The organism is Paenibacillus sp. FSL R7-0273, from assembly GCF_000758625.1.
GTDB lineage: Bacteria > Bacillota > Bacilli > Paenibacillales > Paenibacillaceae > Paenibacillus_AQ.
Map to the genome: position 1 here is coordinate 4326766 of NZ_CP009283.1, position 13668 is coordinate 4340433.

Genomic DNA, 13668 nt, shown 5'->3' on the forward strand with positions numbered 1-13668 from the left:
ATCAGCAGCTTCTTTTGAGGCTGCTGGTCCGCGGCATTTTTGCGTCCAAAAAACAACATTAAAGGAGCTAACCACACAACCATGACCGATTTAAAAACCTATGGCTATATTGAAACAGAGGATATTCAAGAAGGATTAGTGCCCGGCAGAGTGACGGAGCTGCGGCGCGAGCGTTTTACTGTTATGACCGGACACGGCGAAGTTACGGCTGTGCTCAAAGGGGCCTTTTATCACGGTGCTGATATGCGCTCAGATTTTCCATGCGTCGGTGATTTCGTCCTGCTGCAGCACAACGGAAGCGGAGATTCGCTCATCGTTACCGTACTCCCCCGCCGCTCCAAGTTCTCACGCGCTGATTACTCCGGGCATGCTGCAGGCTATGCCAAAACCATCCGGGAGCAGGTCGTCGCCACCAACTTTGATTATGTGTTTATAGTGACTTCGCTTAACCTGGATTTCAACGTAACCCGAATTATACGGTATTTGACCCAAGTCAGACAGAGCGGCGGCCAGCCGGTCGTTATTTTGACCAAAGCTGATCTCGTTGAAGATTATCATCCCCTGCTCGCAGAAGTTATAAGTAGCATTCCCGGTGTGCCGGTTCACGCCATTTGCAGTCATTCCCGCCTGGGGCTGGACCAACTCGCACCTTACCTGATGCCGGGCAAAACTGCCGTCTTTCTCGGCATGTCCGGTGTCGGCAAATCCTCACTGTTAAATGCATTGATGGAACAGGATGTAATGAAGGTCCAGTCCATCCGGGAGGCTGACAGCAGGGGGCGGCATACGACAACACACCGTCAGCTGTTCATGCTCCCCTCCGGCACGATGGTCATTGATACGCCGGGGATGCGTGAGCTTGGGCTTTTTGATGCCGGTGAAGGCTTACAAGCAAGCTTTAGTGATGTGGAGGAATGGTTTGCGAAGTGCCGCTTCGCCGATTGCCGTCATGTGGCCGAGCCGGGCTGTGCCGTTCTAGCCGCACTGGAAGACGGTACGTTGCCGCGTGAACGCTTGGAGCATTATCTTACCCAGCAGCATGAGCACAAATATGTCCAGAAAAGAACGAAGCAAACCAAAACAAACGGGGGATGGAAAAAATGAATATTACAAACGAAACACTGATATATGCCTTAAGCCAACAGTTTAAGAAGAATATTATCACAGCTGACTACCAGACCGTAGCTTTACAGGGCGGAACTGTGGGAAATGTGCATTTGGTAACAGGAACCGCCGAAGCTGCTGATGGAGAGAAGCTGCCGTACCGTGTCGTGCTGAAGATCCAGAAACAATGGGAGCGCTACAATGATCCGGGGTCATGGCGCCGGGAGTATGATCTCTATTCATCTGACTTGGGAGATACCTTCCCGGATACCTTCCGCTGGCCGGAATGCTATCACGCTGAAATGAATACCGGGCAGAATGAATATCAGCTGTGGCTGGAATTCATCGATGGCGTATCCGGCTTAGACTTGACCGGTGACATGTATGAGCAGGCTGCACTGGAGTTAGGGCGTTATCAGGGCAAGCTGTATGCGGAGCAGCCTGCTGTACTGGAGAGTCTAACCAACTTGAGCCGGGCGGATCTCGTGAAGAACACGTACCTGCATTACCGGTCCTGGCCGCTCGTCTACGACTATATCCGTTCGGAGGAATGTGAATTCCCGCAGCATGTGCGTCAGATGATGATTGATATCGATGAACACGCTGACGATATTTTCGCCCGCATCGAGCAATTGCCGCTTGTGCTGTGCCACCGGGACTTCTGGGTGACCAATCTGATCTATTCAGGCGGGACAATAGCGCTCATCGACTGGGATACCTCCGGATGGGGCTACCTGGGCGAGGATCTCGCCAGCCTGCTTGCGGATGAAGTGGATCTTAATCACATGATCGAATACTACCAGCGGTGCGTCCCTGCGTACTACAAAGGCTTTGCAGAGCATGCGGATACTCCCCCTGTGACAGAGCATTGCGTTTGCGAGCTGATCCTGATCATTTTCGGGTACAGGCTTGTGGAAGGGTATCTCCATGCAAAGAACGAAGACGGGAAGCTGCTTAACCTCCAGACACTCCAAAAAATCTATGAAATGAAGAACACTCCTGTCCTGAGCTGAATTTAATCTCAAAAAAAGAACTCCGTATATCCGCGAATGCAGCGGGTTTCGGAGTTTCTTTTATATTCACAATTATCCCTGTGGAGCTTTCTCCGGATGATTAGAAGCATTCAGCAGCACCACACCGCCGATGATGGCCGCGATACCGATGAAGGACACAAAGGTGAACGGATCGCCCCACACCACCACACCAAGCAGGGCTGTAATAGCTGTCCCGACGCCTGACCAGACCGCATATGCGAAGCTTAGGGGAATAACCCGCAGACTCATGGATAAGCAGAAAAAAGATAACCCCATCCCCACTACTACACCCAACCCGGGCAGCAGATTCGTGAACCCGTCCGATAACTTAAGCATCGTTGTCCCGAATATTTCAAAGCAGATGGCCATAGCCAGGTACATGTAACTTTTCAATTGAATCCCCATCCTCTTCTTTGCCCGTAAAATCAATCAATGCGCCCCGCCTGTAGCAAGCTTCAGTGTAATGACACCGCCGATGATCAGCAGCAGTCCTAGTATTTTTTTCCGGTTAAGCCGTTCTTTATAAAAGAATACTCCAACCATGGCCGTTAACGCCGTACCCGCCCCGGACCAGATCGCATAAGCCGTGCCGAGTGAGATCGACTGCAGCGCCAGCGACAGAAAGTAAAAGGCTGAGCCGAGTCCAATTACCACCCCAAGAGATGGATATAGCCGTCTGAAGCCGTTGGTTAATTTGAGCAGCGAGCTGCCGCAGACCTCTGACACGATGGCAAAAGCCAATAACACAAAGGGGTTCACAATTCTATTCCTCCTACACCGTCATTTTGAGCAGTTCCTGTATGACCTGTTCGCGCAGCTCCGCATCCAGCTTCCCTAAGCTGAACATTTCAGAGAACCACAGGCCGTCGGCGGCCAGCCGTACAATGGTGGAACGCACCGGGTCGATCCCGTCGTTTTCAATGTCTTTTTGCCATAGCGCATATTGCTCCTGCAGCTTCTCAAGCAGCTCGGGCTTACTGAAAAGCGCCGCGGTCAGCGCCGTGCTGATCCCGTTCCCGTCCTTGATATCACAGGCCACAGACTCCGTGTATGCCCTGCTCCACTTACCATCATTAACAGCTGAAGCCGCCGCCCGCTCCTGGACATCGGTCACGAACCCGTCCGTCAGCTCTTCGACCAGCCCCTGGATCAAAGCATTTTTATTCGGAAAATGGTGCAGCAGCCCGCCCTTACTAACACCGGCCTCCCTGGCAACCGCCTCGAGCGTAAGCTTCTCCACTCCCTGGCTCCTGATAATTAAGGATGCGGCCGTCAAAATAACCCCCCGCCTGGAATTAACGTTCATATGATTCACCTCTGGATTTACTATACCGTCTGGACGGTTTTGGTGTCAAAGCAAAATTTGCATGATCTTTGAGACAGACATAGGCTGTGTTATCATTACGTAACAGCAATTCATCCTAATTATTCCCATTTTTATTTACTGCCGGAGGTGAGTTTCATTTGCAGGATATTCTTATAGCAGCCGGAGTCATCATAATTGTTATTTTTATTGCAATGGTTATGACAATGAATGACCGCAGAAGAAGATAAGCTCCCGAGTTGTTATTGACACATACAAAAAGACTGCACACAGTAAAATATCACTGCATGCAGTCTTTATCGCATATTAAAGCTTTACACCGCCGCAAACTGGCTGTTATACAGGTTCGCATAATGCCCGCCGCTGGCCAGCAGCCCCTCATGAGTGCCGCTCTCGACAATGTCCCCGTCCTTCATGTAGAGGATAATATCCGACTCGCGGATCGTGGACAGCCGGTGGGCGATGACGAAGCTGGTCCGGCCGGAGATCATCCGCAGAAAAGCCTTCTGGATACGGATTTCAGTCAGCGTATCAATGCTGCTGGTCGCCTCATCCAGGATCAGCATCGGCGGATCGGCCAGCATGACACGGGCGATCGTCAGCAGCTGCTTCTGGCCCTGGGACAGATTGTCCCCGGAGCCGCTGATCTTGGTGGCGTAGCCCTCGGGCAGCCGCTTGATGAAGCTGTGGGCGCTCGCCGCCTTAGCAGCGGCAATAACCTCTTCATCTGTCGCCTCAGGCTTGCCATAGGCGATATTGTCGCGGATCGAGCCGCCGAACAGCCACGTATCCTGCAGCACCATCCCGAAGTTCTGCCGCAGGCTATCACGGGTGATGTGATTAATATCCACACCGTCAATCCGGATGCTGCCGCTATCCACATCGTAGAAGCGCATAAGCAGGTTAACGAGCGTCGTCTTCCCTGCTCCTGTCTGGCCGACAATGGCAACACGGGTACCCGGCTTCACTTCAAGACTGAAATTACGGATCAGCGGCCGCTCAGGCGTATAAGCAAAGCTTACCTTGTCAAAAGTGATCGTCCCCTGACTTACACCAAGCACATGAGCGCCCTGAGCATCCGGTATTTCCGGCACCCTATCGAGAATCTTGAACACCCGCTGGGCCGAAGCCGTCGCCGATTGCAGCTGGGTGATAACACCGGTGATTTCGTTAAACGGCTTAGCGAACAGGTTGGAGTAGATCAGGAAGCTCGACAGTTCCCCGACCGAGAAATGTCCTCCGATCACCAGCACACTGCCGATCATTGCAATGACTGAGAATGTAATGTTATTGACCAGCCGGGTTGTCGGATTAGCCAGCGAGCCGTAAAACTGCGATTTGACCCCGGTCTGATACAGCTCATTGTTGCGTTCAGAAAAGCGTGCAAAAGAGCGGTCCTCATAATGGTAGGCCTGCACAACCTTTTGCCCGCCGACAATTTCCTCTACATAGCCGTTAAGTCCGCCGAGAATCTTCGCCTGCTCGCGGAACAGCTTCTGGGAGCGTGTAGTAATGAATTTGGCGACATAATAGGTCACCGGCGCGGATAATAGCACCACCACAGTCATAACCGGACTGATATAGAGCATAAAGCCGATGGCACCGGCAATCGTAACAATACCAGTCAGCAGCGTCGAGAAGCCCTGCAGCAGCCCGTCAGAGACGGCATCCATATCGTTGACAAACCTGCTGATGCTGTCGCCCTGCGGGTGATTGTCGTGGAACTTCAGCGGCAGGGTATCCAGTTTATCAAATAAATCATGTCTCAAATCGTAGACCGTTTTATAAGCAATTTTGTTGGTGTAGTAGGTCAAAAGCCAGCCGAAAAAGCTGCCAACCACATAAACAGCGCCCAGAACCAGCAGCAGCCGGAGAATTTCCGGAAAATCAACATTGTCCGGCCCGATCATCCGGTCGATAGCCCGCCCGATCAGCAGCGGACCGACCAGACTGGCAGCCACGCTCAGGATGGCGCAAATCACGGCCCCCACAGAAATACCGCGGTATTGCCTTGTATAATTCAGCAGTCTCTTCCATGTTTCTTTGGTATTCATTGCGCCACCTCCTGGCTGGACAGCTGTGATTCACAAATCTCACGGTAAACGGCGCAGGATGCAAGCAGTTCCTCATGAGTACCGGTTCCGGCAATCCGTCCCTCGTCAAAAACAATAATCTGATCCGCATGCTGCACCGTGCTGACCCGCTGAGATACAAGCAGCACGGTCATCTCCCGTCCGTATTCCTTAAGCGCCTTGCGCAGCGCGGCATCTGTTGCAAAGTCAAGTGCACTGGACGAATCGTCCAGGATCAGAACCGGCGGACGGCCAACTACGGCGCGGGCAATGGTCAGACGCTGCTTCTGTCCGCCTGACAGATTCAGGCCGCCCCGGGCTACCGGCGTTTCCAGCCCTTCCGGGAGCTTGCTGATGAACTCCTCCGCCTGAGCCACCGCAGCAGCCTGCATAAGCTCGTCACGGGTAGCCTCCTGCTTGCCCCAGCGGATGTTATCGGCAATCGTGCCGGTGAACAGCAGCGCTTTTTGCGGTACGATGCCTATCAGGCTCCGCAGCTGCTCCAGCGGGTAATCCTTTACGTTCACGCCCCTAATCCGGATATCCCCTTGAACGGTATCATAAAAACGCGGGATCAGGTTAACAAACGTTGACTTGCCGGAGCCGGTACTGCCGATCAGACCGACGGTCTGGCCTTGGTTTATCTTTACCGTGATGTCCTCCAGTGCAAGCTCGCCGGTACGGTTATAACCAAAGGAGACCTGCTCGAAGGAGATAAGCGGAACGTCAGCGGCTGCTGTCGCAGTAATCGCGGTATTCCCCTTATCCGGAACCGAGGTGGCTGCGGCCAATACTTCATTAACCCGGTTAGCAGAGGATGAGGCCTTGGTGAACAGGATCACCAGATTCGATACGACAATCAGTGCCAGCAAAATCTGGGTCACATAGTTGATAAAAGCGATAATCTCCCCCTGCGAGAGGCGTCCGGCGTCGATGTGCCAGCCGCCTGCCCAGAGGATGGCAATAATCGCCGCATTGACCACCAGTGTCGTCATCGGTCCGAGCCAGGCGGCGATGCGTCCGACCCGGATCGCTGTCGCAGTCAGATCGTCCGACGCAGCGGCAAAACGCTGCTTCTCGCGGCGCGATTTCGCAAAGGCGCGGATAACGCGGATACCGGACAGATTTTCGCTCAGCACCAGCGCCAGATGATCAAGCTTCTGCTGGTATTTGCGGTAGAGCGGGCTGCTGCGGGTGATAATAAAATACAGGATTACCCCGAACACCGGTGTTGCCGCCAGCAGTATGAGCGACAGCCGGAAGTCAAGAATCATCGACATAATGATCGCCCCGATGCAGATGAACGGCGCACGGACAACCAGCCGGATCAGCATCGCTACGGCCAGCTGCAGCTGGTTCACGTCATTGGTAATCCGGTTGATCAGCGAGGGCGTTCCAAGCTTATCCAGCTCCGCATACGAGAGCGAGGACACATGCTTGAACATCTTGTTGCGCAGCGATGTGCCGAAGCCCTGTGAAGCACGGGCGGCATAATATTGGCAGACCATGGAGCAGCCGAAGCCAAGCAAGGTCATCAGAAGCATCAGCCCGCCCATCCGGTACACATATCCGCTATCCTGATTGCCGATGCCGTTGTTGACAATCAGCGCCACGATGGTCGGGAGCAGCAGCTCCAGCATCGCTTCCAGCAGCTTGAAGATTGGACCGAGAATGACCTCTTTTTTGTACGGTTTCAGAAAAACAGCAATTTTAAACATAACTACTCACCAGCCTATACAGTATGTATCTCTATGCAATAACTAAAAGACCCGTTATGATTATGTCATATCTGCAACCATATTAATAATATTGGTTTCATATCTCTGCGATACGTACTGCATATGTCAACACGAACATACCGGAGGTTAGTTATGGATATCCGCCAACTCAAATATTTTCTGGCTATTGCCGAGGAAGGCCAAATTACCTCAGCGGCACGCAGGCTGCAAATGGCCCAGCCGCCGCTCAGCCAGCAGCTTAAGCTGCTGGAGGAAGAACTGGGAGTCAAGCTGGTAGAGCGCGGTCCGCGCAGCGTACAGCTTACCGAAGCCGGAATGATGCTGCGCGTACGGGCTCAGCAGATTCTGGAGCTGGCGGATTCCACCACCCGCGAGCTGAAGGATTATGTAGAAGGCGTGTCCGGCACGCTCTCTATCGGCACAGTCTCTTCCTCTGCCGCCACGCTGCTGCAGGAGCGGCTGCTGGAGTTTCACCAGCTTTATTCAGGTGTAAAATTCGAGATCCATGAAGGCAATACGTACCGGATACTCGACCTGCTGAGCAAAGGCATCGTCGAAATAGGCATCATCCGTACCCCATTCAGCAGCACCGGGCTGGAATGTATTTATACGGCATCTGAACCTATGATTGCCGTGATGTCACCCGTTTATGACTGGACGGATGGAAGATCAGACATTGAGATAGGCGAGCTGCAGAACCAGCCGCTTATTGTCTACCGCCGGTTTGAGCAGCTGATCCGCGAGACCTGTCTGGAGCACGGCTTTGATCCGCAGTTTTTCTGCATGAATGATGATGCCCGTACGACCCTGCTATGGGCCAACGCGGGGCTCGGTGTCGGTATTATCCCCAGATCCGCCTACAGCCTTGCCGCCAACAGCAATCTTGTCCTCAAGGAGCTCCGCAGCGATTCGCTGAATACCCGGGTTGCGGCTGTCTGGATGAAGGATAAATACCTGTCCGCCCAGGCCGTGAAGTTTATAGAGAATTTCCGGCAGGGGTAAATCCGGCCATGGACTGCCGTATGCATAACTGTGGCGGAATACCGCCGCTGCGAAATGCGCAAAAACCCGCCCCGGCTAACGCCGGAAGCGGGTTTTATCTTTTACAGCCACTTTACAGCAGCCTATAACTGCCGATTAAGCATTAAACCATGATTTTGCAGATATCATTAGTAAACTGTACCGGATCATTAACCTGCAGGCCTTCGATCAGCAGCGCCTGGTTGTACAGCAGGTTTGTGTACAGGCCCAGCTTCTCTTTGTCACTGTCAGCCGCAGCCTTGAGTGATTTGAAGACATCATGGTTGACGTTGATTTCCAGTACCTTGTCCGCCTGAACCTCTTGGCCGTTAGGCATTGCTTTGAGGATTTTTTCCATCTCAATGGTCAGCTCGCCTTCAGTGGACAGGCAGACCGGATGGGACTTAAGGCGCTTGGAGGCTTTAACTGCCTTCACTTTGCCGGACAGGATGCCCTGCATCGCTTCGAACAGGTCCTTGTTCTCGTTCTGCTCCTCTTCCGACGGCTTGTCCGCAGCATCCTCTTCGATGCCCAGGTCGCCGCTCGAGACGTTTCTGAATTCTTTTTCCTTATAGGACATGATCATCTTGATCGCGAATTCATCGATATCGTCAGTGAAGTAGAGAATTTCATAGCCCTTGTCGAGCACGATTTCGGTCTGCGGCAGCTTCTCGATCCGCTCTACCGACTCACCGGAAGCATAGTAGATATACTTCTGGTCTTCAGGCATTCTTTCCACGTATTCAGCCAGCGTAACCTGTTTCTTCTCCTTGGAGGAGTAGAACATCAGCAGGTCCTGAAGGGTTTCTTTTTCCATACCGTAATCATTGTACACGCCAAATTTCAGCTGTCTGCCAAAAGATTTATAGAACGTCTCATACTGCTCTCTCTCGTCCTTCAGCAGGCTGAGGAGCTGGCTCTTAATCTTGTTCTTGATGTTCTTCGCAATCAGCGTCAGCTGGCGGTCATGCTGCAGCAGCTCGCGGGAGATGTTGAGCGACAGGTCCTCGGAATCCACCATCCCTTTAACAAAGCTGAAGTAGTCCGGCAGCAGGTCCGCACATTTGTTCATAATCAGCACGCCATTGGAGTAGAGCTCCAGGCCTTTTTCGTACTCCTTAGTGTAGTAGTCAAAAGGTGTGTTCTCCGGAATGAACAGAATCGCATTGTATACCACCGCACCATCGGCGCTGATATGGATATGCTTAAGCGGCTTGTCGAAGCCGTAGCGCTTCTCGTTGTAGAAGTTGGTGTAGTCCTCTTCAGTCAGCTCGCTTTTGTTCTTGCGCCAGATTGGCACCATGCTGTTGACGGTTTGCTCTTCCTTCGTTTCCTCAAACTCCCCTTCGCTGCCTTCCTTAGGCTTGCTGCCGGTGATGTCCATCTTGATCGGGAAACGGATGAAGTCGGAATACTTCTTGATGATCGCTTTCAGGCGGTACTCTTCCAGGAACTCGTCGTAGTTGTCGTCTTCAGTGTTGGCTTTGATTTTGAGGGTGATTTCAGTACCCACGCTGTCTTTCTCTGCAGGCTCGATCGTATAACCGTCTGCCCCCTGGGATTCCCACTTGTAGGCCTGCTCGCTGCCCAGTGCCTTACTGATAACCGTAACATCCTCTGCCACCATAAAAGCAGAATAGAAGCCGACCCCGAACTGCCCGATAATGTTATGGCCGTCCTTGGCTTCGTTATCCTTCTTGAACGCAAAGGAGCCGCTGTTCGCGATAATCCCCAGATTGTTCTCCAGCTCCTCTTGTGTCATCCCGATCCCTGTGTCGGAAATGGTCAGCGTGCGGCTGTCCTTGTCGGCAGTCACTTTGATGTAGTAATCCTCTTTATTGAACACCAGGCTGTCGTCAGCTAGTGCTTTGTAATAGATTTTGTCGATAGCATCGCTTGCGTTGGAGATCAGCTCCCGCAGGAAGATTTCCCGCTGTGTATAGATGGAGTTAATCATCATTTCCAGTAGTCGTTTGGATTCGGCTTTGAACTCTTTTTTAGACATGAATATAGAATCTCCTCTCAAAAATAGCCTGCTGATTGCTTCCGGATGATTAGCACTCCATAAGGATGAGTGCTAACACTTCCTTTTATATACCATATTGTCGTTTTTGATGTCAATATCTTGCTGCATATCGGTGCTTAAAAAGCTTCTTTATATATGTAACGATCCGCCATGATAGCAGTAATAATGCTTCGCCTTAAGGCTTTTCAGCAGCTCCAGGGATTTCTCCGCCTGCGGCAGGTCGAGGCAGTACTGAGGATTCGCTACCAGCAGCTCTGTGCCATTGTCCTCTATGTAGGCAGCATCACCTGTAATCACGCTGTCCAGCTCCGGTATATGCAGGGAGATATGGCCTGACGTGTGTCCGGGTGTTGCTATTACCTTGCATGCCCCGCCAAACAGCCACTCCCCGTCCCGGGCAGTCTGATCGACCGGAATATGCTGCAGGCTTGTCAGCAGGTCAACGAACGACTGGCCGAAGGCCTTCTGCTCCTCAGGCATTTGGGCAAGCAAAGCCTCTGCCTGTTCCAGCCTTTCTGATTTCTCCTCGCCGCTGATATAGACGGCTTCCCGTTCGCTGGAGATTACCGTCACCCACGGGTATTTTTTCTTAAAATCATGTAAAGCCCCAATATGGTCATCATCGTAGTGGGTGATCACGATATACTTCAGCCGCCTGAGGTCATACCCCTTTTTCTCTATAGCGTTTTCAATAAGGGGCAGGAACCCGGGATAGCCCGTGTCAACCAGAATGAGCTCATTATTAAGTTCAATTAGACTCGGATAAAGGTGATAATGGTGTTCTTCATACGTGAATTCAACCGGAAGCTCGATAATGTTCATTGTACCCTCCAAGCGTTATCGTTTTATAATTTCATTTTTAGTCCGGTGTGAGTTGCTTTAAAGCCCAGATGCTCATAAAAGCGCAAAGCATCACCGCGTGTTGTATCCGTCGTCAGCTGAATCATGTGACAGCCCCGCTCTTTGGCACGCTCAACCGCCCATAGAATCAGTTTGCTTCCAATTCCTTTTCCCCTTACGGATGAAGCAGTGCGGACCCCTTCAATTGTCGCTCTCCAGCTGCCCTGATGGGTTAAATAAGGGGTAAATGTAAGCTGAAGTACGCCTACAGCCTCATCACCTAAACAAGCCACTATCAGCTCATTATTCGGATCAGTGTCAATCGCTTGGAAGGCTGCAGAGTAGCTCTCCGGAAGCGGGGTCTCGTAACGCTCTCTTGTTCTGCCTAATTCGTCGTCCGCAAGCATTTGCACAATGATGTCCAGATCCTTTACTGTCGCTACTCTGCAATGAATCATGATACCTCCTGTATATGGGTAATTTTCGGTGTAAAGGCAGCAGCAGAACCGCTAATGCCCGCTTTACATCACAGCCTTCTTTGCCTCAGCATCAGTCAACAGCATTTGAATCAGCGACTGCAGCGGCAGCGACTTCCATTTCTTCGGATGGATCAGCAGCTGCAGGTCAAAGTGGATCTCCGGGTGGGCAAAAGGCAGCTCAGCCAGATTCCCGCGCTCGATCTCCTCCTCAGCCACTATTCTCGGCAGCAGGGCAATGCCCAGGCCGTTGCGTACACAGCGCTTGATCGCCTCCAGATTGGACAGCTCAAAGCCGATCCGGAACACAATACCGTGCTCACGGAGCAGGTTCTCGAACATGCTGCGGTAGATACAGCTTTCCTCGGAGACTATCAGCTCACAGTTGTTCAAATCCTGCAGGGATACCTTGTTGAGCTTCGCCAGCGGATGACTGGAGGGAGCGACCAGCACCAGGGGCTCATCCCGGATAATCGTCCGCTCCAGCGTTGAATCCGTAGTGCAGCGGTCCAGCATCAGTCCGATGTCCACCTCGCCGTCCCGGATTTTGGATACGAGATTCGCTTCCTGCTCAGTCTGCAGATGAATATTCAGCCCGGGAAAGGTCGTCCGCAGCTGCTGCAGGAACGGCGGCAGATAGAATGCAGCCAGCGAGTCGATTGTCCCGATAGTCAGCGTACCGCCGATTTGCTGGGCAATGGTTTCTTTTGACCTGTCGTACAGATCAAGAATCTCCACAAACAGCTTCAGCAGCTCTTCTCCCGGCGGAGTCAGGCGCAAAATGCGGCCATGGCGCTCCATAAGGGTTACTCCGTATTCTTTTTCAATCTTCTGAATCTGCATTGTTACACTCGACTGGGCATATCCCAGCTCCTCCGCTGCTCTCGTAAAGCTCTGACGCTTCGCCACCTCGCGGAAGGTTCTCATATATGTTAAATCCATGCTATCACCCTAACATCAATAATATTGATGACCCATATCATTTATTATAGCTAACGCCGATGAATTATTCCATGCTACAGTATAATAAACGGTTATACAAATTTGGAGGACGATATTCATGTTAACAGCAGAACAGATTTATGGAATCTATGTTCCCGTGGTAACACCGTTCGATGCAGCAGGCGAGATTGATCTGGCTTCGTATCAGCGGTATGTGCAGAACATCATCAAGAACAACATTCATGGTCTGGTCGTAAATGGAACCACTGGAGAATCGCCGACAGTCAGTATACAAGAATTAGAATTGCTAATTGATGCCTCTAAACAGCTGCTGCAGGGCAGCGATATCCCGCTCGTCATCGGTACGGGCACCAATGATACGATGTCTACCGTCAAACGCACGGAGCTTGCCGCCAATGCCGGAGTCGATGCTGCGCTCGTTGTTGTTCCCTATTACAGCCGCCCATCCCAGCAGGGGATCATCGCACACTTCCGCAAAGCCGCCGAGGTCGGCATTCCGATCATCGCTTATGATATCCCAGGCCGCGCCGGAGTCGGCATGACGGTAGATACCGCGCGCACCATCCTCGAGTTGGACAACGTCGTCGGACTTAAGGACTGCTCCGGCTCACCGCTGCTTGTCTCCGAGCTGTCACGCCACGGCTCGAAGCCTGTTCTCTGCGGCGACGACCTTTCCTTCTTTGATATGCTGGGCTGCGGCGCGGCGGGCGGCATGCTCGCTTCCGCCAATGTGCATACCGCCAGATTCCTCGGCATCTACAAGCAGTACAGAGCCGGCCAGCTTGAGGCTGCCAGAGCCGAGTATGACCGGCTGGTGCCGCTGATGAAGCTGCTGTTCAAGGAATCCAACCCTGCACCGATCAAATGGCTGCTCAGCGCTACAGGCGAGATCTCCTCGGACACGCTGCGCCTGCCGATGACTTCGATCAGCGACGCGCTGCGCGAGGAGCTGGGCGCCCATCTCGCCGGCTAATCCCGCCAGATTACACCGGCTTGACGCTGTAGACGCAAAACCCCGTATTGTACTCTCTGCTGAGTGTGCAATACGGGGTTTTGTGTTTGCTGTTTTG

At 52.3% G+C, this 13668-nt stretch carries 13 protein-coding genes; 4 read left to right on the forward strand and 9 right to left on the reverse strand.

Annotated elements, in window-relative coordinates; genetic code table 11:
• The first annotated feature begins 81 nt into the window (after positions 1–81).
• Together rsgA and R70723_RS18385 are read left to right on the forward strand one after the other, a co-directional pair.
• Positions 82–1104, forward strand: coding sequence for a ribosome small subunit-dependent GTPase A (gene rsgA, locus R70723_RS18380; RefSeq protein ID WP_039874096.1), 1023 nt, complete (start codon positions 82–84; stop codon positions 1102–1104).
• Positions 1101–2117 carry an aminoglycoside phosphotransferase family protein gene (locus R70723_RS18385; RefSeq protein WP_039874098.1) on the forward strand — a complete coding sequence of 339 codons (1017 nt, stop codon included), beginning with the start codon at positions 1101–1103 and terminating at the stop codon, positions 2115–2117. The genes rsgA and R70723_RS18385 overlap by 4 nt, the downstream gene beginning before the upstream one ends.
• 72 nt (positions 2118–2189) lie before the next feature.
• Here the strand turns inward: R70723_RS18385 and R70723_RS18390 are convergent, their stop codons facing one another.
• The 5 genes from R70723_RS18390 to R70723_RS18410 all read right to left on the reverse strand — a co-directional run bounded on the left by R70723_RS18390 (position 2190) and on the right by R70723_RS18410 (position 7252).
• Positions 2190–2531: a DMT family transporter gene (locus tag R70723_RS18390; RefSeq protein WP_039874103.1), complete on the reverse strand. Its 342-nt coding sequence runs from the start codon at positions 2529–2531 to the stop codon at positions 2190–2192.
• 36 nt (positions 2532–2567) lie between these two features.
• On the reverse strand, positions 2568–2897 hold the full coding sequence (locus tag R70723_RS18395; RefSeq protein ID WP_039874106.1) for a DMT family transporter: 330 nt from the start codon (positions 2895–2897) through the stop codon (positions 2568–2570).
• A 13-nt stretch (positions 2898–2910) separates the two neighbouring features.
• Positions 2911–3444: a TetR/AcrR family transcriptional regulator gene (locus R70723_RS18400; RefSeq protein WP_039874108.1), complete on the reverse strand. Its 534-nt coding sequence runs from the start codon at positions 3442–3444 to the stop codon at positions 2911–2913.
• 332 nt (positions 3445–3776) lie between these two features.
• Positions 3777–5516 (reverse strand): ABC transporter ATP-binding protein, encoded by a 1740-nt coding sequence (locus R70723_RS18405; RefSeq protein ID WP_039874110.1) that lies wholly within the window; start codon positions 5514–5516, stop codon positions 3777–3779.
• The gene (locus R70723_RS18410) at positions 5513–7252 is read right to left on the reverse strand and encodes an ABC transporter ATP-binding protein (protein WP_039874112.1); all 1740 of its coding nucleotides are present in this window, start codon (positions 7250–7252) and stop codon (positions 5513–5515) included. Before R70723_RS18410 ends, R70723_RS18405 begins: the two co-directional genes overlap by 4 nt.
• A 153-nt stretch (positions 7253–7405) precedes the next feature.
• Between R70723_RS18410 and R70723_RS18415 the strand changes: the two genes are divergently transcribed.
• Positions 7406–8275: a LysR family transcriptional regulator gene (locus R70723_RS18415; protein ID WP_039874114.1), complete on the forward strand. Its 870-nt coding sequence runs from the start codon at positions 7406–7408 to the stop codon at positions 8273–8275.
• A gap of 142 nt (positions 8276–8417) precedes the next feature.
• Here the strand turns inward: R70723_RS18415 and htpG are convergent, their stop codons facing one another.
• From htpG to R70723_RS18435, 4 genes are all read right to left on the reverse strand, one after another.
• Positions 8418–10298, reverse strand: coding sequence for a molecular chaperone HtpG (gene htpG / locus R70723_RS18420; protein WP_039874116.1), 1881 nt, complete (start codon positions 10296–10298; stop codon positions 8418–8420).
• A 150-nt stretch (positions 10299–10448) separates the two neighbouring features.
• Positions 10449–11141, reverse strand: coding sequence for an MBL fold metallo-hydrolase (locus R70723_RS18425; protein WP_039874117.1), 693 nt, complete (start codon positions 11139–11141; stop codon positions 10449–10451).
• A 23-nt stretch (positions 11142–11164) separates the two neighbouring features.
• Entirely contained in the window at positions 11165–11617 is a 453-nt protein-coding gene (locus R70723_RS18430) for a GNAT family N-acetyltransferase (protein ID WP_039874119.1), read from the reverse strand.
• 63 nt (positions 11618–11680) lie between these two features.
• Positions 11681–12577, reverse strand: coding sequence for a LysR family transcriptional regulator (locus tag R70723_RS18435; protein ID WP_039874120.1), 897 nt, complete (start codon positions 12575–12577; stop codon positions 11681–11683).
• Positions 12578–12695: 118 nt separating this feature from the next.
• Here R70723_RS18435 and dapA point away from each other — a divergent pair, with 118 nt between their 5' ends.
• Positions 12696–13571: a 4-hydroxy-tetrahydrodipicolinate synthase gene (gene dapA / locus R70723_RS18440; RefSeq protein WP_039874122.1), complete on the forward strand. Its 876-nt coding sequence runs from the start codon at positions 12696–12698 to the stop codon at positions 13569–13571.
• Positions 13572–13668 lie beyond the last annotated feature (97 nt).

What these genes read in the sequence shown, in the direction of transcription:
- R70723_RS18430 (WP_039874119.1), bottom strand. Translation starts at nt 11,617, where the DNA reads ATGATTCATTGCAGAGTAGCGACAGTAAAGGATCTGGACATCATTGTG.
- R70723_RS18415 (WP_039874114.1), top strand. Translation starts at nt 7,406, where the DNA reads ATGGATATCCGCCAACTCAAATATTTTCTGGCTATTGCCGAGGAAGGC.
- R70723_RS18410 (WP_039874112.1), bottom strand. Translation starts at nt 7,252, where the DNA reads ATGTTTAAAATTGCTGTTTTTCTGAAACCGTACAAAAAAGAGGTCATT.
- R70723_RS18405 (WP_039874110.1), bottom strand. Translation starts at nt 5,516, where the DNA reads ATGAATACCAAAGAAACATGGAAGAGACTGCTGAATTATACAAGGCAA.
- R70723_RS18385 (WP_039874098.1), top strand. Translation starts at nt 1,101, where the DNA reads ATGAATATTACAAACGAAACACTGATATATGCCTTAAGCCAACAGTTT.
- rsgA (WP_039874096.1), top strand. Translation starts at nt 82, where the DNA reads ATGACCGATTTAAAAACCTATGGCTATATTGAAACAGAGGATATTCAA.
- dapA (WP_039874122.1), top strand. Translation starts at nt 12,696, where the DNA reads ATGTTAACAGCAGAACAGATTTATGGAATCTATGTTCCCGTGGTAACA.
- htpG (WP_039874116.1), bottom strand. Translation starts at nt 10,298, where the DNA reads ATGTCTAAAAAAGAGTTCAAAGCCGAATCCAAACGACTACTGGAAATG.
- R70723_RS18400 (WP_039874108.1), bottom strand. Translation starts at nt 3,444, where the DNA reads ATGAACGTTAATTCCAGGCGGGGGGTTATTTTGACGGCCGCATCCTTA.
- R70723_RS18435 (WP_039874120.1), bottom strand. Translation starts at nt 12,577, where the DNA reads ATGGATTTAACATATATGAGAACCTTCCGCGAGGTGGCGAAGCGTCAG.
- R70723_RS18425 (WP_039874117.1), bottom strand. Translation starts at nt 11,141, where the DNA reads ATGAACATTATCGAGCTTCCGGTTGAATTCACGTATGAAGAACACCAT.